The sequence below is a fragment of the Kribbella sp. NPDC051586 genome (assembly GCF_044453965.1).
In the GTDB taxonomy this organism is placed as follows: domain Bacteria; phylum Actinomycetota; class Actinomycetes; order Propionibacteriales; family Kribbellaceae; genus Kribbella.
Map to the genome: position 1 here is coordinate 122,322 of NZ_JBITDF010000003.1, position 18,258 is coordinate 140,579.

An 18,258-nucleotide genomic window follows, 5' to 3' on the forward strand; every position below is an offset into this window, starting at 1 on the left:
TCACCGCGTAGGTTTCCACGCGGCCGGAGACTTGGGACTCGACAGTGCCGCGATCGCCTGTGCCGCCAAACGTTCAGCGACCTCGTGACTGGCGGGCTGCATCCAGCCCTCGTCCATCGCGCGAGTACCGCCGTCGTTGACGGCCATCCGGAAGTCGAGACATTCCAGCCACAGAGGCCGCAGGTTGAGGATTGACGGGAGCCTGTGGAGTTCCTCGTCGGTGAGTTGGACGTGCTTGGAGTATCCGTGCATGACTGCGGCAACATTCTGGGTGGTGTTGTGTTCGGCCGCGGTGCGCAGGAGCCAGGCCAATGCGGGCAGCCGTGGCCCGCGCCCCGATCCTGCCCAGCCGACGATCGCGAGGTTGCCGGGTGTGCCGACGGCGGCCCATGGGTGATAGTTGCCGTGGGTCAGCGCCTCGGGCAGGCCTTCGGCGTCGTCCGCGGTCTCGACCTGTTCGCGCAGCCACTCGAACTTCTCGGGAGCGGCGTCGGTCACGTCGTCCTCGACGCTGACCAGGAAGCTCATCGCAGCCGCCAGATCCTCTTTCGGCCGGCCCACATGAAAGCCGCCGCCGTGCTCTTCGGCGCCGCCATCCCGCGCGACAGCACCGCCAGCCGAGGGAAGCGTATGCAGCCGACCCAGGAGATCGGCAAGTTCGTACCAGACCTCGGGAGAGCCGGCGCTCGGACGTCCGCCGTCGATGAACGTGGTGACGACAATCCCGTTGCCGTCGAGGACTGTCACGGGATCAGCGTGGGCGATCCGTTCGGCCGGGAAGTCGTGGGAGGCCAGGAACTGCAGGATTTCTGCGTCACCTTGTACGCGGCTGACCCGGTCAGCCGATGAGGAAAAGATCCGCGCTATCCACTGCTGCCCGTCGACGTGCTTGACGACCAGGGTCGAGGGATAGTGACCTGGCCAGGAGTCGCTTGGACGCGTGGCGGGATCGTCGTCGATCGGCATGATCGAGCTGATCCCGATCCCGTAATGCTCTTCAAGGTGAGCCGTGATTGCCGCCTGCTCGAACGGGCGCGAATGCACGAACTCTTGCCGATTCGCCAATTCCAGATCGGCCCGGGCCTGGGTGTACCGCTGACCCGTGACGCGGGCCCGCTCCCGTGCCGCGCGCTTGAAACTGCTCTGCTTGGTCATGACAAGCCTCCTCGACGTGTCGTCGTCCCCCAGCAACGTGACACTCGAACAGGCTTGAACCGGTCGCGACCATGAGGGCAAATTCCCCTTCGCCATCCCGAGGGCCCGGCTGGGGCAGGTCCTCGCAGGCTCGGCGTCAGGTCCACGCCACTGCCGATCATCGTAGAGGCATCGACGCGGTGTCAACCATCACGATGACCTGGACCTTGAGTCGTTCCGCAACGAACCTCCGTCGGCCGGCACACCGCGCTGTCTTCGATACATGAGTGACATGGAAACGCACACGGTCTGCTACCTGCGAGACCTCCTCATCACGCCGTCCCACTGCAGATCCACGGCGTGCCGACCGGCCCCGAACAAGCTTCCGACGAGGGCCTGGCAACGGGTTGTGTCGGCTGGAATCAGGGCGTCATCTGGGTGGTCTGTTGTGCTGCCCACTGCTTGGCTGCGTTGGCGACCGGGATTGTGGGGTCGACCAACCAAGCGGCCTCGACGCCGTAGCAGAAGGCGATGATCTCCATGGCTTTGAGCTGGGGGTTGATGTCGTCGCGCATCTCGCCGCGCTGCTGCGCCGACCGCAGGGTCGCGGAGACGCGATCGATCGTGGTCTGGTAACCCTCCACCAGACGCGGGTGCAACTCGGTCTCCGGGCTGACGTTCTCGCCGAGGACGACGGTGTTCATGCCGAGCAGGCTGTAGACCTTGTCGTCGTGCTGACTCGGCCAGCTGGCCATGTGCCGGGCGATGATGTCCACGATCTTGACCCCGGGGTCCGGCCCGTCACCCCACAGCCACTCCTCGGTGAAGACCAGGTGGCGATCCATGACCGCGTTGAGCAGCGCCTCCTTGGTGCGGAAGTGGTAGAGCAGGCCGGTCTGTGACACGCCCGCCTCCGCGGCGATGTCGGCGAGGCTGGTGCCGCGGGCGCCGTTGCGTGCGATGAAGCGCACGGCGACATCGACAATGCGCTCGCGAGTCTCGAGGCCCTTGGCGGAGGTCTTGGGCTTCTGGGCAGCGGGCACAGTCGAGCTCCTCGCGGGTTGTGACGACCGGGTTCGCGGCCAAGCATAGACAACCGACCGAGTACTCGGTAGCTTTTCGAAAACAGACTGAGTACTCAGTCTGGAATTCTGGCAACGAGAGGACCTACCGATGGGTGGAGCGTTCGTGACCGGTCCGCCACAGCCGTGCGAGGAGATCCGGAGGTTTTTGCAGAACACCGGCATCTCGCCTGACCCCTGGAGCGCCGACGTTGCGGTCGTGCGCGCGGACGCCCGAGCGAAGGTGCTGGCGGTGACGGGTGAGCCCGCGTCGGTGGCTTCCGTTGAGTCGGTCGACGCAGACGGCGTACCGGGCCGGCTGTACCGGTCCACCGGTGCGGAGCGGGGCGTGCTCGTCTGGGCGCATGGCGGTGGCTGGATCCACGGTGACCTCGACACCGCCGATGGCGTTGCCCGTGCGCTGGCGAACCGGGCGGCCTGCGCCGTACTGTCCGTCGATTACCGGCTCGCGCCCGAACATCCCTTTCCGGCCGGCTTTGACGACTTGTGGGCCGCGGCCGGGTGGGCGAGGCGCGAGTTCGAGCGGGTCGTGGTCGGCGGCGACAGTTCGGGCGGCAACCTCGCTGCCGCGGTAGCCCTCAAAGCGCGCGACGAGTCTGTCGAGCTCGCGGGCCAGTTGCTGATCTATCCGGCGGTCGACAGCACCGAGGACACGGACTACAAGGTCGCGTTCCGGACGCGGTACGAGAGCTTCGCCGGGCGGACCGGGTTCGGCGCCAACAGCTATCAACGGCTCCAGCACATCTGGGCGGCCTACGTTTCCGACCCAGCCGCTCGCAGGACGCCGTACGCCTCGCCGCTGCACGCGGAGTCCCTGAACGGTGTCGCGCCGGCAACGATCATCACCGCCGAACATGACTTTCTCCGCGGCGAGGCGCAGGACTATGCCAGGCGCCTGAAGGCGGCCGGTGTCCCGGTCGAACTCATCGAGTACGGCGGTCAGATCCACGGCTTCTTCGAGATGTTCACCGTCACGCCCGATGCCCACCATGCCGTCAACACGGCCGGTGACGCCGTCCGTCGCGCCTTGCATTCCACTCAACCCAGCGAACCTCCGAAGGAGTTCTCGTGCGATCGCTGAACCTGTACCGAACCGCTGTCGCCGCGGTTGCCGCGCTGCTCCTCGCGGCCTGTGCACCAGGCGGGAACTCCGAGGCCGGACCGGCGCCGTCCAAGCCGGTGTCCACCGGCGTCGGGGGTGAGCCCGTCACCCTGAGGCTGCTGGTCAACAGCGGCGTCGACGTGCCGTTCTACACCGCCCTCGGTGAACTGTTCCACGCCAAGTACAGCAACGTGACGGTCAAGGTGGACAACCAGGACTACGCCACCTTGACCACGAACGTCGCGCACATCCTTGCGGGAAGTACGGCGCCCGACATCGTCCGGGTGTCGCAGCTCGGCAACCTGATCGAGGACAACCTGCTGACCAACCTCGATCCGTACGCGAAGGCCTACGGCTGGGACAAATGGCCGCAGTCACAGTTTGCTTCGACGCGTGTCGGTCCGGATGGCAAACAGCGGGGGACCGGCTCGCTCTATGCGGTCGGTCCCGGGTTCGGCCTGACCGGCGTGTACTACAACAAGGCACTCGCACAGCGCGTCGGCATGTCGCGGCCACCGGCAACCGCTGCCGAGTTCGACCAACTCCTCGGCAAAGCGAAGAACGCCGGATTGCAGCCGATCATGATCAACGGCAAGGACGGCGGCAGCGTGTATCCGTTGCAGAACCTCGTGATGTCGTCGGCAGCCGCCGCCCAGGCGGTCCAGGACTGGAACTACGCCAAGCCGGGCGCGACCATCAACACCCCGGCGACGGTCAACGGCGCGACAGCCCTGCAGCGCTGGGGCCGGGCTGGATATCTGCCGGCGGACGTGAACGACATCGATCAGACCCGGGCGCCTCGCGAGTTCCTCGAGGGGAACGGCGTCTTCTTCCCGAGCGGCAACTGGCAGGCGCCCGGGCTGGACAAGTCCGGTGCGGGGAAGTTCGGCTTCTTCCTGTTCCCTCCGGGCCAGGCCGGTGGTCCCTCGTACGCGATGACTGCTGCCGCCAACCTGGGGATCGCGGCCAAGTCGTCGCACTCCGACGTCGCGGCTGCGTTCCTGGACTTCATTCAGACCAACACCCAGGCACGCCAGGACACGGTCACTCTCGGCGGCCTCGTGCCCGCCGGTCCAGCGGACGCTCAGCCTCCGACTGCCGCTGACGGATCGGCGGTTGCTGCGACGGTCAGCGCCTTCCAGGACTTGCTGAAGTCCAACGGCCTGGTCGGCTTCATGGCCGACGCGACGGCATCCATCCACGTGAACAGCCTGATCCCGCAGACCCAGCTCCTCCTGGCCGGCAAGACGACACCCGCGGCGTACGCCGCCAAGGTGCAGTCCGACTACGAACGCGATCTCCGGCGATGACCGACGTACTGCTCCGGCAACGTTCGGAGGACCCACTCGCACCACGGGACGTCGTACGCCGCTCCGCACGACGCAGGCGGAACTGGGCAGCGCTGATCTGGGTCGCACCAGCGTTCGGGATGTACGCGTTGTTCGTGCTGTATCCGATGCTCCAGTCGATTCAGTACTCGTTCTACGACTGGGACGGCATCGGCCGCGCGAAGCCTGCCGGGCTGGACAACTGGAAGGCGATCTTCACCCAGCCTGAGCTGCTGCATTCGGTCGAGCACGCGTTCATCCTGATCGTCTTCTACTCGGTCCTGCCCGTGGGGCTCGGACTGGTTGCGGCGGCGCTGATCCGTGAGCTCCGGCCCGGAGCGTTCAGCACGACCGCTCGGGTGCTGCTGTTCATCCCGCAGGTGCTTCCGTTGGTCGCGGCGGGTATCGCGTGGACCTGGATGTACTCGTCGGACGGCCTCGTGAACCAGGTCCTTCGAGCTGCCGGACTCGAACGGCACACCCGGGCCTGGCTCGGTGACTTCACCTTCGCGCTACCGGCGGTCGGCGTCATCGGTGTGTGGGTCATGCTCGGCTTCTGCACGGTGCTGTTGCTCGCGGGCATCGGCAAGATCGAACCCGAGCTGTACGAGGCGGCTCGGCTGGACGGAGCCGGGCGGGTCCACGAGTTCCTCGCCGTGACATTGCCGGGACTGAGGCGGGAGCTCGTCGTGTGTACGACGTTCACCGTCATCGCGGCGTTGGCGAGCTTCGACGTCATCCAGATTTCCACGCAGGGCGGCCCGGGCTACCAGACGATGGTGCCCGGAGTGGAGATCTATCGCTTGACGTTCCTTCAGCAGCATGTCGGCCAGGCGTCGGCGCTCGCTGTCTTCCTGGCGGCTCTCGTCCTCGTGATCATCTGGCCGATCCAGCGGCTCGGGAGGGACAGATGACGGGGTCCACCGTGGCTCAGCGCTTCACCCGGACCGGCATCCTGCTGGCGCTGATGCTGTTCGCGATCGTGCCGCTGCTGAGCATGTTCACCACCGCGCTCGCCGAGCCCGGCAGCACTCCTCGAGGGCTGGCCTGGCCGGGCGATCCGCACTGGCACAACTTCGTGGACGCTTGGAGTTCGGCGAACTTCCTCGCCCTGTTCCGGTCGAGCATTCTGATCGTGGTGGGCGTCGTCCCCGCCACGGTCGTGATGGCGACCGCTGCCGGTTATGCACTCGCGCAACTGAGTGTGCCGTTCGGCCGGGCGATCTACGCTCTGCTCGTCGTCGGACTGACGTTGCCGTTCGAGGCGCTGATCACTCCGCTGTACTACGACTTGCAGAGCATGGGTCTGCTCGGGTCCCGGCTCGCGATCGTGCTCCCGCTGATCGGATTGCTCATGCCGTTCGGTGTCTTCTGGATGCGTGCGCACTTCCTCGGCATCGAGCCGGCGCTCACCGAGGCGGCGAAGGTTGACGGGGCGACCGGGTGGCAGACGTTCCGGCGAATTCATTTGCCACTGGCAACGTCCGCCTGGTCGGCACTGGCGGTGCTCTTCTTCCTGGCCAGCTGGAACCAGTACTTGTTGCCGCTCGTCCTCGTCGACGACCCAGCGAAGCGAACGGTGGCGGGCGGACTCGGCGTCTTCCAGGGGCAGCACGGCACCGACGTCGTGCTGCTCTGTGCGGGATCTCTGCTGATCATGCTGCCGTCGCTGGTGATCTTCTTGATCTTTCAACGCAACTTTGTCCGGGCGCTGATGCAGGGAGCCGTGAAATGACCAGAGCAGGCTCGCGTCTCACGTCAGTTGGATGATGGCTTTGGTGAAGCCTGGGGGTTTTGTTTCCAGGAGGGTGAATGCTTCGTCTACGCGGTCGAGGGGGAAGCGGTGGGTGATGAGCGGGGTGAAGTCGACGCGGCCGGCGGCTATCAGGTCGAGGCCGGCTCGGGTACTGGATCTGAGGAGGTGGCGGTCGCGGACGTGGGCGTTGATGACGTCGATGGCTTTCCAGTTCCAGGACTGGAGGTCGACCTGCCTCGTGGACTGGTGGTAGCCGAGTAGGGAAATCCGTCCGTGCGGGCGGACCAAGGTTGTGGCGAGATCCAGGCCGGACTGGGTGCCTGTTGCCTCGATGACCAGGTCGACGTCGGCCGAACGCGTTGCGAGCTCTGCGGGAGCGAACACCTCGTCGGCACCGGCCCGCAGCGCGGCGGTACGAGCGTCCTCCCGGAAGTCGACCCCTGACACGCAGGCAGTGGCTGCGAGCTTCAGCAGTTGGATCATGCACAGCCCCATGAATCCCAGCCCGATGACCGTGACGCGTTCTGCGAGCTGGACGGGCGCTCTTCGCATGGCCTCGACGACGCAGCCCAGCGGCTCGGCAATCGCGGCCTGTTCCAGAGGTACGTCGGCCGGAACCTCGACGATATCGACCGAGTCGGCCAGTACGAAGTCCGCGTACGAGCGGACGAATCGGCCTGTCACGAGCGTTCCGGGGGCGAGGTCGACGCCGGGGCCGATCTCAACGGCCGTACCGACCGGCTCGTGCCCCAAGGTGCCTGCACCTTCTCGCCAGGCGGTGAGGTCGCTCGCGCACACGCCGTTCGCCAGGACCCGAACCAGGACCTGGCCGATTCCCGGGACCGGAACTTGTTCGGGCACTGGTCCGCCGGCGCGCGGACCGTGCAGTTCGTATCGACGTCCTGATGTCATCCGATGTGCTCCTATCCCTTGATTCCGCCTGAGGTCACGCCCTGGATGAAGCTGCGCTGCAGCAGGACGTAGACCACCAGGACGGGCGTGGTGATGATGATGGCCGCAGCCGCCAGACCGGATACGTCCGTGACGTGCTCGCCGAAGAAGAACGCCAGGCCCGCCGGCGCCGTCTGTACGGCGGGCGCCGAGGCGAGGACCAGTGCGAGGAGGAACTCGTTCCAGCTCCAGATGAAGAACAGGACCATCATGGTGGTGATCGGCGCGTGTGCTCCAGGAACAAGGATTCGCCACAGCGTCGTCCAGGAGTTGGCGCCGTCGAGGCGTGCCGACTCGACCAGAGCGCGCGAGATCGACACGAAGTGGGCGCGCATCCAGAAGGTGCCGAAGCTGAGGAAGAGTGCGGCTTCGGGGAGGATCAGGCCGGCGTAGGTATTGCTGAGCCCGATCGACCGCAGGTCGTAGTACAGCGGGATGATCGTGGCTTCGAACGGCATCAGCAGGCCGATGAGGAACACGACGAAGAGCACCTTCCTGCCGCGGAAGCGCATGGTTCCGAACGCATAGCCCGTCAAGATGCACACGATGCTGGCGAGCGGGACGACGCAGACGGCCACGACGGCGCTCGAGGTCAGCAGCCTCGAGAAGTTCGCCGCGCTCCAGGCGCGGGCGTAGTTGCCGAAGTTGAGCGAGTGCGGCAGAGCGAGGCCGGTCGGCGCCTGATCGGATGGATACAGCGAAATCAGAGCGATGCTGACGAAGGGCAGTACCGCCATGACGGAGCCGAGGATCAGCAGCACGTGCGTGCCTGTGCGTGATAGCGGCGACTGCCTCATTCCGGCTCCTTCGACAGGCGTCCGATCAGCACGGTCACCGCGCAGATCAGGATCGTGAGGATGACGGCCAGACTCGACGCCGACCCGACCTGACCGCGGCTGAAGGCGCGTTCGAAGATCTCGAGCCCCGGGACCGAGGTCGAAGTGCCGGGCCCACCCTTGGTCAGCACGTAGACCAGGTCGAAGCTCCGCAGTGCGGCGACCACCGTCAAGGTGACTGCGACCGAGATCTCCGCGCGCAACCCCGGCAGGGTGATGAAGCGGAACTCGTCGATCGGGGACGCGCCGTCCATCTGCGCGGCGGCGTACAGGTCCGGATCGATCTTCTGGACGCCTGCGATGAAGAGCACCATGCACAACCCCGTCAGGAGCCACGAGCCGATGATGCCGATCGCGGGCAACGCCCAGCCGAACTCGCCGAGCCAAGCAATGTGACGATCGAGTCCGACGATTCCCAACGCCCGGTTCACGATCCCGTCCGGCGCGTACATCAACTGCCACGCCACCGCGACGACGACCAGCGACACCGACTGCGGCACGAACAACAGGGCCCGGTACGCCGTCATCCCTCGAACCGGGCGACGGGTCAGCAGCGCGGTGATCAGCAGGCCGAGTCCGATCGGGATCAGCGAGTAGAAGACGACCAGCACCAGGCTGTGACCGAAGAGGGCGCGAAGCTGCGGGTCGCCCAGAACCTTGGTGTAGTTGTCGAGCCCGACCCACCGTCCGACTGTCGCGCCGTCCCACTCGAACAGCGACAGCCAGCCGGTGTGCAGCAGGGGGAGCAGGACGAAGGCCGAGATCAGGAGCAGCCCGGGCAATAGGTAGAGGTAGGCAACATGTCGCGGCTCCCCGGGGAGCGATCCGTTCCGGGCCATGTCAGGACCCGCCGTGGTACTCGCGCCAGTTGGCCTGCACCTTGCTCGTGAACTGTTCTGGGCTCATCCGGCCCGCGATGACCGCCTGGATCGCCGGGAACGCCACGTCCCCGAGGGACGGAGTCGCAAAATCGAGGTACGGGACGAGGCCGTTGTCCTTGATGGCGGCTCTCCACGCGGCTGTCACATCGCTCGCTGTCTTCGACTGGTGATAGCCGTCCGGGAGCTCGCCGAACGGCAGGAACCCACCGGCGACCGCGGTCGTGGTGCCCGCCGGACCGCCCATGTAGTCGAGGAAGAACGCCGCCAGATCGGGATGCTTCGACTTGGTGGAGATCGTGTACGGATTCGCGAGCCAGCCGGTCGCGCTCGCCGGACCGCCTGCTGCCTTGGGCGGGAGGAGGAAGAAGCCCCCGTTGTCCTTCAGCGCGGCGGAGATGCGGGGGATCTGCCATGAGCCGGTGATGTAGAACAGTCCCTGGCCGGCGCCGAACTGCGCGATCGAGCGGTCGTTGGTGACGCCGTTCGCGTCGGACGGCAGGTATCCCTTCTGGGCCCAGTCACGCAGCGTCCGGGCTGCGTCGGCGATGCCTGGCGTCTCGAACGTCGCGCCGGGTGCGCCTTCGATCCAGTCCCGGATGTGCTGTGGGTCCTCAGTGGCGTTCATCAGCGTCGAAAGCACGTGGTTGGCCGGCCACTGCTCGAGGTTCCCCAGCTGCACCGGGAGGACGTGGTTGTCCTTGGCAACTTGCAGGTCGTGCTCGAACTCGCCGTACGTCGTCGGCAGGGTCAGGCCGAGCTGCTTCAGGGTACTGGCGTTGTAATAGACGCCGACCATGTTCCCGCCGATCGCCTGGCCCCAGTACTCGCCCTCGCCCAGGGTCTTGCCGTTCTTCTTCGACCGCAGCAGGTCGAGCACGGTTGACGGGTAACGGGTCTTCCAGCCGTAGGCGTCGTAGTAGCCGTCCAGAGGACGGATCAAGCCTGCCGGCACGAGGGTGCGGGCCATGACGACGTTCGCCTGGGCGATATCCGGTGCGTCCGCGTCGGACATCGTCAGCTTGATCGTCTTGCTGTAGCTGTTGAAGTCCTTCGACACCCGCTTCACGGCCACGTTCGGATAGGCGGCCTGGAACTGGGCCACCAGTTTGTCCAGCGCTGCTCCGAGGCCTTGCCCGACCGGGTCGAAGTCGATCATTTTCAGGGTGACCGGCCCCAGGTTGCGTACGTCGTCCGGGGACAACTTCGCGGTCGGTGTCTGCTCGCTCGCCGGCCCTGCGCCGCTGCTCCCCGGTGTCAGCGAGCTGCAGGCCCCTGCGCTCAGGGCTGCCGCCAAAGCCGCGGCTCCGACCACCAACCTCCGCCGTCCGATCTGCATGTCGCTCGTCTCCTGTCCGGGGTGACTGTTGTGTGGAACGTTCCACGTGTGGAACGATCCACAACATAGAAATCGATCGGCCCGGCTGTCAAGGCTTCGGGATCGGCCCGGGATAGGTTGGATGCGCGCAGGGAGGGCACGTGGCAGAGGGCGAAAAGTCCGAAGGGTCGAGGCCGCCGACGATCGAGATGGTCGCCGCGAAGGCCGGCGTCGGTCGGCAGACCGTCTCGTACGCGATCAACCAGCCGCAGCGGGTCGCGGCTCCGACCCTGGCCCGGGTGCGGGCCGCGATCGAGGAGCTCGGGTACCGGCCGAATCGCGTTGCGCGTTCGCTTCGCACCCAGTCGACCCGCACGATCGGGTACCGGGTCCAGCCGACGCCGCACGGTCTCCCCAGCCCGGTGCTCGATCGCTTCGTCCACGCGCTCGCCGGCACCGCACGCCAAGCGGGGTACAACATCCTGCTCTGCGCGGCCGAGGACGACACGGAGGAGCTCGAGGTGTACGGCGAACTGATCCAGTCGGCCGCCGTCGACGCGTTCGTCCTGTCCGATCCGGTGTACGCCGATCCGCGGCCGGCGTGGCTGGCGGACCGCGGCGTACCGTCAGTTTCGTTCGGTCGCATCTGGGGCCTCGAGCACGCAAGCGCCTGGGTCGATGTCGACGGCGCGGCCGGGACTCGTGCTGCCGTCGATCACCTGGTCGAGAACGGGCACCGTGACATCGCCTTCCTCGGCCTGCCCGCGGACCGCGCGACGGTGGATGACCGCTTCAGGGGGTGGCGCTCTGCAATGCACCACCATGGTTTGAGTACGAGCGGACTGACGACACGCGGCGCGGCCCGGTCCCTGGAAGAGGCACAACGGCTGGCGGCCAAGCTGCTCGGCAAGAGGCGGCCGACCGCTGTCGTCGCGTCGCACGATCTGCTGGCAATCGCGTGCTACCACGAGGCCGAGCGCCTGGGTCTGACGGTCGGCACGGACCTGGCCGTGGTCGGATTCGACGACAGCCCTCCGGCGTCGATGGCGCGGCCAGGATTGTCGAGCGTCAGCCAGCCGCTCGAGTCCGTCGGTGCGGAGATCGTCCGCTTGGTCGTCGGCATTCTGGCGGGAGAGCTGCCCCGCGACCACGAGGTCGTCCTCGCCCCGGAGCTGGTGATCCGGGGGAGCAGCGGTCCGGTCCAAGTGCAGTCGCGCAATTCGTCCAGCTCGAGCTGAGGCGGGGGGCAGGGTTGAAAGGCGCTCTGGGGGAGTTCGACGGCCGGCAGTTGGCGCACGCGAATGTGAGCCGACTGCGGTACGCCGCTGATGATGCTCGGCTGGCGGAGTTGATGGACGCCTTTGCCCACGTCAACCAACTTGCCGAGCGCGCGCCGGGATTCGTGTGGCGGTACCCGACCACGGGCGCTCATTACAGTCTTCCGGACGATCCCCGCACGCTGCTGAACGTGTCGGTGTGGAAGGGCTACGAATCGCTGCACCTTTTCGTCTATCGCAGCAAGCATTTCCACTATGTCCGGCGTACCGCTGAGTGGTTCGAGCCGGTCGCGCAACCGAGCACAGCGCTGTGGTGGGTCGCGCAGGGGACTACACCTTCACCTGAAGAAGCCTTGGCCCATATCGACTACCTACGACGGTACGGTCCAACGCCACGCGCGTTCTCCCTGCGAAGACGCTTCGCCCCCGACGGCCGCCCGGAGCAACGGGCCCGACGGGTCTGATCAGCCCGGAATTAGGTCTGCAAGAGGTGCTCGGTGTTTGGCGGCGTGGTTGGCGAGGAGGGCGGTGGCGGTGCCGGTGGTGGCGAAGAGGGTGCCGAGGGTCAGCCAGCCGGGGGTGCCGTGGTTGAGGGCAGTTGTTGTGACGACGGCGGGGCCGAGCATCTGGGCCAGTGCGAGGCCGGTTTGGCTGAGGCCCTGGTAGGCGCCGGCTCGGGCGGGGTCGGCCAGCTCGAACGCCATGCCCCAGCTCCCGGCCTCGCCGCGTGTCTCCGCGGCGGAGGAGGCGAGTGCGGCGAGTAGCAGGACGCAGGTGGCTGCTGCGGCGCCGAGGTGACCCGCGACGGCGAAGAGCGCGCAGGCGACGAGCAGCAGGAGGCCGGCGCGGCGTACCGATCGTCCGGCCTTGCGAAGGTCCTGGGTGCCGCGGGATGCACGGACCTGGAAGAGCGCGACGTACGCCGTGTTCACCACAAGGAGCGCCGATACGACGACGGTCGGCGCGTCGGTGTGGTCCGCGACCCACAGCGGTATGCCGACGGACGTCAGGCCGAAGTGGATCGCGAGTACGGCGTTGAGGGCTGTCGACGTGACGTAGGTCCGGTCCCGGAGAGGCGAGGGACCCCGCGGGCCTTCGGCACTGGCAGATGCGTCCATCCGCTCCGCGAGTCCAGACACTCTTCTGCGCATGCCGATCAACGGGATCGTGCCGAGGATGGTGATGGCGCCGACCAGCAGCACAGTCAGGCGGTACGCCGTTGCCGTGTCGACCAGCAGAGCCAGTCCCGCGAGCAGGGTGCCGATACCGATGCCGACATTCATCACCACGCGCAGGCGGGCACGGACAGCAACCCGCTCCGGGCCGACGTACCAGCGGGCGAGCAACGTCATCTGCGCGGTGCTCTGCAGACCACGGGTCGCGGAGACGCAGGCCGCCACCAGGACGAAGGTGACGACGTCGTGGGCCAGGGCATAGCCGAGTAGCGCGGCGCCGTTCGCCGCGAGAGCCCACTGCTGTAGCCGATCGGCGCCGTACCGGTCGCTGAGCCACCCACCGACGTACGACCCCAGGACGCCGACTCCTCCGGCGATCGTGAGACCGATCCCGACGGTGGTCGGCGACAGGCCGACTCCGCGGGTGAAGTAGAGCGCGCTGACGGTGAAGAACATGCCACGGGACAGGGAGAGGGCGGCGACGGCGCAGGCGAGCGCCCGCTCGACGGGATCGCGGAGGAGCTCAGGCACGCGTCTGTTGTCGCATCCGCCCGCGGGCGACGCCACCGATGTAGCGTATTGCTTCATGATCGAGTACGAGCTCGTCGGCAACGATCTCGGTGAGGTGCGCTTCGCGATCTCGCCGCTGAACGAGCTGGTCCTGTCGCTGCGGACCCTGCGCGACCCGGGCCGGTTCCCGTTGCAGCTGCCCTGGCTGCGGGCCACCGAGGCAGCGCGAGCCGGGCTGAACCTGGATCTGCTGCGCGCCCTGACGAACGAAGCGCTGTGGACACCGGACTTCCTCTCGCCGCGCCCGTACACCCCGCTCGGCAGGATCGAGGACGAGCTTGCGGCGCTGACCGGCACACCCGGTCCCGTCGTCCGCGCGGACCTGGCGGAGGTCCACCCGGCAGCCCTGCCGGCGGTACTCCGAGGTCGGCCGGACCGGATTCTCGTCCGGGTGCTGGCAGCGTTGCGGGACTACTGGGAGGTCTGCTTCGAGCCGTACTGGCAGCGGATGCGGACCGTGCTCGAGGCCGACGTCGTGTACCGCGGCCGGGTCATCGCGCAATCCGGCCTCGCGGTGATGTTCGCCGATGTCGACCCGCACGTCAGCCTCGAGCAGACCGTCGTGTACGTACGGCTGCGCAGTGGCCTCTCGTACCGGAGCTCGACCGCGGGCCGGGGCCTGACCCTCGTCCCTTCGTTGTTCTGCAGGCGGGCGTCGGCGCCGATCTCGGCCGATCGACCACCGCACATCATGTATCCGGCGCGCGGCCTCGGGACGCTCTGGGAGACCGAGCCCGATGTGCACGCGAGTGCCTTGGCCGGCTTGATCGGCCGGGTCCGCGCACGGCTGATGAACCTGCTCGAGACGCCGACGTCGTCGACCGAGCTCGCGGTACGCCTCAAGGTCACGCCGACCGCGGTCAACCAGCACCTCCGTGCACTACGCGAAGCCGGTCTGCTGACGTCCGCGCGGCACGGCCGTTCAGTCCTCTACCGCCGCTCGGACCTCGGCGACCGCCTCGTCCGTGGCGCCTAGGCGAGATCGAGGGCGAGGGTGAGGGCGAGGCCGGTCATGGGTGAGCTGGGCGCGGCGTCGGGCAGGTGGACACCTCCCGGCTACAGTGCGGAGATGCACAGCGAGACGCTTGCGACGTACACGTTCCCGGCCGGGACGTACTGGGCGTCCACCGACCGGTCCGATCTGGTTCCATGAGTTCGCAGACCGACGTCGTCGTCCAAGGCATCCGCGACCTGATCATCGACGGCAAGCTCCGGCCGGGCGACAGGTTGCCGATCGAGAAGGACTTGGCCGAGGCCCTCGGGGTGTCGAGGAATCCGCTCCGCGAAGGAGTCCGGGCCCTGTCGGCGCTGGGGGTCCTGGAGACCCGCCAAGGAGCCGGCACCTACGTAACGAGCCTGGACTCGTCGTTGCTGCTGGCACCGATGGGCTTCGCCGTGGACCTGCACGATCGCAGCGGTGCACACCATCTGCACGCCGTACGCCGGGTTCTCGAGACCGAGGCGGCCGGTCTCGCGGCGAGGTCGATGAGCGCCGGCGACCTGGCCGCGGCCGACCAGATGCTGCAGCGGATCGAAGCCGAGTTGGCCGCGGCCGAGCCCGACCACGAGGCGATCATCGACTGCGACATCGCCTTCCACCGGATCATCGCCCAGGCATCCGGCAACCCGGTGCTCGCCGCCCTGATCGACGCGTTCGGCGGACGGACGACCCGCGACCGGCTGTGGCGATCGATCAGTCAGCAGGGCGCCGACGAGGCCACCCACGCCGAGCATCGCTCGATCCTCGAGGCCCTGTCGATCGGCGACCCCGATCGCGCCCGCGTGCGCATGGCCGCGCACCTCTTGGCGGTCGAGGACTACCTCCACGAACGCCCTCCGGACGACCCGTCCGAGGACAGGCCGCCCGGCGTCTGACGCACGGGACCTTCGATCACCAACGTGGACGGCCACCGGCAGCCAACGATCGTCGCGCTTCGACGTACTGCGTGAGGCGGTCGAGGCGTGCCGTCCAGAAGGACTCGTAGGTATCGACGAGCTCGGGGGTGATGCCGCCGTGGGTGAGGATGAGGTCGGAGCGGTGCGTCCCGTGGATGACGTCGACGAGGAGCGTGCTCGACGGGTGGGGCGGTTCGTCCCAGGCGGCCTGGAAGTAGTGCGGGGGCAAGCAAGCTGTGACGAGTCCCGTTCGCCGCTCCGTGGCGCCGGTCGAGACGACGAATTCGCCGTGCGGTGCGTCACTCAGAATCGTTGCTCCGAGCCACTCGCTCAGCGCCTCCGGCGTGGTGATCAGCTCCCACAGGTCGTCTCCGTCACAGTCGAACGCCCTGATATACCTCAGCTGCGGCGACCGATCCGTGCCGGTCGTCCGCACCCGGTGTCGTGTAATCGCCATACCTCACTGGTGCCCATCTTCCAGTTCCTCAAGCAGTTGCTGGTCAGGCCAGACCTGAACGGCTCCAGGCTCGGTGAAGGCCGATCGCGGCCACGAGTTCGGTGGTGTAGGGCTTGGCAATGGTGTCGCCCAGGACGATGCCTGGCGCGGTGGTGTCGATGCCGGCTGCCGTGAGTACCTGGTCGCCGTCGCCCCAGGCACCGATCACCTTGCAGTGCCGGAAGAGTTCGCCGAGCAGGACGGTCAGCCTGCCGTCGGTCAGCGTCGGGTTGCCGGAGGCAACGACCAGGGCGTCGTACTCGATCGATCGGGTGGTGAGGAAGGTGCGCTCGACGGTCTGGGTCGAGCGGCCGCGTTTGATCACGCCACCGGACGGCGCAAGCAGCCGTAGTACTGCACCCTTGGCCTCGACCGCTCGACGCAGCTTGTTGACGCCCGCGAGGTCAGCGCCGTCGGCCGCGACCACTCCGACCACCCGGCCGGCGATCGGTCCGGGTGTGTCGACGATCTGGGACAGCGCGGGAGAGGGGACCGGGTCGGTCGCAGGAGTTCCGCTCGGCGCGGGCAATCCGAGTCCTGCCGCCACCGCCGTACAGAGATCTGTCGCGACGTTGGCGAGTACGCCGAGCATCCGTTCACGGATCGGCTGCTCGTAGCATTTGCCGAGCTCGAAGGTGAAGGCCTCGACGATGTGGGCGCGTTCGACGGCGGTCATGCTCGCCCAGAACAGCGTGGCCTGCGAGAAGTGGTCGGCGAACGAGACCGGATTCGCCCGTACCTTGGGACCCTCGACTTCGCGCGGGACGTGGACGAAGGCGCCCTCGTCGACCTCGGCAGGCACCGGTTCGCCCTCGGCGCCGAGGCTGTTGGGCAGGTACGGCGCGACGCCGCGATGTACGGCGGTCTGGTGCATCCCGTCGCGGAGGTTGTCGTTGATGGCCGCGTGCGGGCAGTTGATCGGCAGCTGGGTGAAGTTCGGGCCGCCGAGGCGGGTCAATTGGGTGTCGAGGTACGAGAACAGCCTGGCCTGCATGAGGGGATCGTCGGTGACCTCGATCCCGGGGACCAGGTTCCCGGTGTGGAATGCGACCTGCTCCGTCTCGGCGAAGTAGTTCGTCGGGTTGCGGTCCAGCGACAGCTTGCCGACCAACTGGACCTCGCAGAGCTCCTCGGGAACGATCTTGGTCGGGTCGAGCAGATCGATGCCCGCGAAGGTCTGGTCGTCGGAATCGGGCATGATCTGCAGCCCCAGTTCGAACTCCAGCGGTGCGCCGGCGGCGATCCCGTCGGCGAGGTCGCGCCGGTGGAAATCGGGATCGGCTCCGGCGGCGAGCTGAGCTTCTTCCCAGACCAGCGAGTGGATACCGGCCACGGGCTTCCAGTGGAACTTGACCAGGCACGTCTCGCCGTCGCCGTTCACCAGCCGGAACGTGTGGACGCCGAAGCCTTCCATCGTCCGGAACGACCGGGGGATGCCGCGGTCGGACATCGCCCACATCACGTGGTGGGTCGCCTCGGTGTGCAGCGACACGAAGTCCCAGAACGTGTCGTGGGCGCTCTGCGCCTGCGGGATCTCGCGGTCCGGGTGCGGCTTGCCGGCGTGGATGATGTCGGGGAACTTGATCCCGTCCTGGATGAAGAAGACCGGCATGTTGTTGCCGACCAGATCGAAGTTCCCCTCGTCGGTGTAGAACTTCGTCGCGAAACCACGGACGTCGCGGACGGTGTCGGCCGAGCCGCGGGATCCGAGCACTGTCGAGAACCGGACGAACACAGGTGTCTGCCGGCCACGCTGCAAGAACCCTGCTTTGGTCGCCGCCGCGGCGTTCCCGTACGCCGTGAACGTGCCGTGAGCCGCCGCGCCGCGGGCATGCACCACGCGCTCCGGGATCCGCTCGTGGTCGAAGTGGGTGATCTTCTCGCGCAGATGGAAATCGTCGATCAGGCTCGGCCCGCGCGGCCCGGCCTTCAGCGAATGATCGGTGTCGTGAAGCCGCACGCCTTGCGCGGTGGTGAGCAGTGAGCTGGTCTGCAGTCGCCCCTCAGCCGCTTCGACCGGTCGCTCCACGGGTTGTTGTGCGGGCGCGGCCGGCGCTGCGCTTGATCCACGTGGAGCACGGGAAGCTTTGCGTTTCGGGGGCATGAGACTCCTCAGGACTGATCCGGACGAGTCCCAGTACCCCCGCCTACGCGTGCTGATCCACCCCCGCTGCCGGTCAGACGGAGGCTGCGCCGAAGACCCATGGGCCGGTCGCGGCGAGGTTGTCGCGGAGTTGGCCGGTGGCGCGGGCGCCGAAGCCGAGCGACTCCGCCATCGGCAGGAGGGCAACGATCCAGGCCGGCGGGTCGGAGATTCCGACGTACAGGACCTTGCCTGCTTGGACCGCGTCGTTCCCAGTACGAACGACTCGCGCCGGCCGGCGAGCGCTGTTGTGCATTGATGCGCGGATCTGCATCATAGGTTCCACTATTGCGCAGAGATTGGGATGGTGGGACCG

At 67.3% G+C, this 18,258-nt stretch carries 19 protein-coding genes; 9 read left to right on the forward strand and 10 right to left on the reverse strand.

Going from position 1 to position 18,258, the window contains the following annotated elements; genetic code table 11:
- Window positions 1-1,155 carry a phosphotransferase enzyme family protein gene (locus ACIA58_RS19530; RefSeq protein WP_396405118.1) on the reverse strand — a complete coding sequence of 385 codons (1,155 nt, stop codon included), beginning with the start codon at window positions 1,153-1,155 and terminating at the stop codon, window positions 1-3.
- Window positions 1,156-1,556: 401 nt separating this feature from the next.
- Complete coding sequence (locus ACIA58_RS19535) at window positions 1,557-2,177, reverse strand: TetR/AcrR family transcriptional regulator (RefSeq protein WP_396405119.1); 621 nt, start codon at window positions 2,175-2,177, stop codon at window positions 1,557-1,559.
- Window positions 2,178-2,307: 130 nt separating this feature from the next.
- On the opposite strand from ACIA58_RS19535, the gene ACIA58_RS19540 reads away from it, so the two are divergent.
- Genes ACIA58_RS19540 through ACIA58_RS19555 form a run of 4 tightly spaced genes read left to right on the forward strand, consistent with a single transcriptional unit; the run spans window position 2,308 to window position 6,381 of the window.
- A complete protein-coding gene (locus tag ACIA58_RS19540) occupies window positions 2,308-3,297 on the forward strand; it encodes an alpha/beta hydrolase (protein WP_396405120.1) in 990 nt (329 codons plus the stop codon).
- Window positions 3,285-4,628: an ABC transporter substrate-binding protein gene (locus ACIA58_RS19545; protein ID WP_396405121.1), complete on the forward strand. Its 1,344-nt coding sequence runs from the start codon at window positions 3,285-3,287 to the stop codon at window positions 4,626-4,628. Before ACIA58_RS19540 ends, ACIA58_RS19545 begins: the two co-directional genes overlap by 13 nt.
- The gene (locus ACIA58_RS19550) at window positions 4,625-5,560 is read left to right on the forward strand and encodes a carbohydrate ABC transporter permease (RefSeq protein WP_396405122.1); all 936 of its coding nucleotides are present in this window, start codon (window positions 4,625-4,627) and stop codon (window positions 5,558-5,560) included. Before ACIA58_RS19545 ends, ACIA58_RS19550 begins: the two co-directional genes overlap by 4 nt.
- Window positions 5,557-6,381 (forward strand): carbohydrate ABC transporter permease, encoded by an 825-nt coding sequence (locus tag ACIA58_RS19555; RefSeq protein WP_396405123.1) that lies wholly within the window; start codon window positions 5,557-5,559, stop codon window positions 6,379-6,381. The genes ACIA58_RS19550 and ACIA58_RS19555 overlap by 4 nt, the downstream gene beginning before the upstream one ends.
- Before the next feature lie 18 nt (window positions 6,382-6,399).
- Here the strand turns inward: ACIA58_RS19555 and ACIA58_RS19560 are convergent, their stop codons facing one another.
- Genes ACIA58_RS19560 through ACIA58_RS19575 form a run of 4 tightly spaced genes read right to left on the reverse strand, consistent with a single transcriptional unit; the run spans window position 6,400 to window position 10,406 of the window.
- Window positions 6,400-7,314 carry a zinc-binding dehydrogenase gene (locus tag ACIA58_RS19560; RefSeq protein WP_396405124.1) on the reverse strand — a complete coding sequence of 305 codons (915 nt, stop codon included), beginning with the start codon at window positions 7,312-7,314 and terminating at the stop codon, window positions 6,400-6,402.
- Window positions 7,315-7,325: 11 nt separating this feature from the next.
- A complete protein-coding gene (locus ACIA58_RS19565) occupies window positions 7,326-8,150 on the reverse strand; it encodes a carbohydrate ABC transporter permease (RefSeq protein WP_396405125.1) in 825 nt (274 codons plus the stop codon).
- Window positions 8,147-9,028, reverse strand: coding sequence for a carbohydrate ABC transporter permease (locus ACIA58_RS19570; RefSeq protein ID WP_396405126.1), 882 nt, complete (start codon window positions 9,026-9,028; stop codon window positions 8,147-8,149). The genes ACIA58_RS19565 and ACIA58_RS19570 overlap by 4 nt, the downstream gene beginning before the upstream one ends.
- A gap of 1 nt (window position 9,029) precedes the next feature.
- Window positions 9,030-10,406 carry an ABC transporter substrate-binding protein gene (locus tag ACIA58_RS19575; protein ID WP_396405127.1) on the reverse strand — a complete coding sequence of 459 codons (1,377 nt, stop codon included), beginning with the start codon at window positions 10,404-10,406 and terminating at the stop codon, window positions 9,030-9,032.
- A 140-nt stretch (window positions 10,407-10,546) separates the two neighbouring features.
- Between ACIA58_RS19575 and ACIA58_RS19580 the strand changes: the two genes are divergently transcribed.
- Complete coding sequence (locus tag ACIA58_RS19580) at window positions 10,547-11,623, forward strand: LacI family DNA-binding transcriptional regulator (RefSeq protein ID WP_396405128.1); 1,077 nt, start codon at window positions 10,547-10,549, stop codon at window positions 11,621-11,623.
- A 14-nt stretch (window positions 11,624-11,637) separates the two neighbouring features.
- A complete protein-coding gene (locus ACIA58_RS19585; RefSeq protein ID WP_396405129.1) occupies window positions 11,638-12,126 on the forward strand; it encodes a DUF3291 domain-containing protein in 489 nt (162 codons plus the stop codon).
- Here the strand turns inward: ACIA58_RS19585 and ACIA58_RS19590 are convergent, their stop codons facing one another.
- Complete coding sequence (locus ACIA58_RS19590) at window positions 12,127-13,368, reverse strand: MFS transporter (protein ID WP_396405130.1); 1,242 nt, start codon at window positions 13,366-13,368, stop codon at window positions 12,127-12,129.
- A 55-nt stretch (window positions 13,369-13,423) separates the two neighbouring features.
- Between ACIA58_RS19590 and ACIA58_RS19595 the strand changes: the two genes are divergently transcribed.
- The 3 genes from ACIA58_RS19595 to ACIA58_RS19605 are packed head-to-tail and all read left to right on the forward strand — an operon-like array spanning window position 13,424 to window position 15,282.
- A complete protein-coding gene (locus ACIA58_RS19595; RefSeq protein ID WP_396405131.1) occupies window positions 13,424-14,383 on the forward strand; it encodes a DUF5937 family protein in 960 nt (319 codons plus the stop codon).
- A gap of 36 nt (window positions 14,384-14,419) precedes the next feature.
- Window positions 14,420-14,560 (forward strand): hypothetical protein, encoded by a 141-nt coding sequence (locus ACIA58_RS19600; RefSeq protein WP_396405132.1) that lies wholly within the window; start codon window positions 14,420-14,422, stop codon window positions 14,558-14,560.
- Window positions 14,557-15,282 (forward strand): FadR/GntR family transcriptional regulator, encoded by a 726-nt coding sequence (locus ACIA58_RS19605; RefSeq protein ID WP_396405133.1) that lies wholly within the window; start codon window positions 14,557-14,559, stop codon window positions 15,280-15,282. Before ACIA58_RS19600 ends, ACIA58_RS19605 begins: the two co-directional genes overlap by 4 nt.
- Before the next feature lie 16 nt (window positions 15,283-15,298).
- On the opposite strand, the gene ACIA58_RS19610 is transcribed toward ACIA58_RS19605, so the two are convergent.
- The 3 genes from ACIA58_RS19610 to ACIA58_RS19620 all read right to left on the reverse strand — a co-directional run bounded on the left by ACIA58_RS19610 (window position 15,299) and on the right by ACIA58_RS19620 (window position 18,219).
- Window positions 15,299-15,760, reverse strand: coding sequence for an SRPBCC domain-containing protein (locus tag ACIA58_RS19610; RefSeq protein ID WP_396405134.1), 462 nt, complete (start codon window positions 15,758-15,760; stop codon window positions 15,299-15,301).
- 43 nt (window positions 15,761-15,803) lie between these two features.
- Window positions 15,804-17,828: a catalase gene (locus ACIA58_RS19615; RefSeq protein WP_396405135.1), complete on the reverse strand. Its 2,025-nt coding sequence runs from the start codon at window positions 17,826-17,828 to the stop codon at window positions 15,804-15,806.
- Between the two features lie 148 nt (window positions 17,829-17,976).
- Window positions 17,977-18,219, reverse strand: a complete 243-nt coding sequence (locus tag ACIA58_RS19620) for a hypothetical protein (RefSeq protein WP_396405136.1) — start codon at window positions 18,217-18,219, stop codon at window positions 17,977-17,979.
- Window positions 18,220-18,258 lie beyond the last annotated feature (39 nt).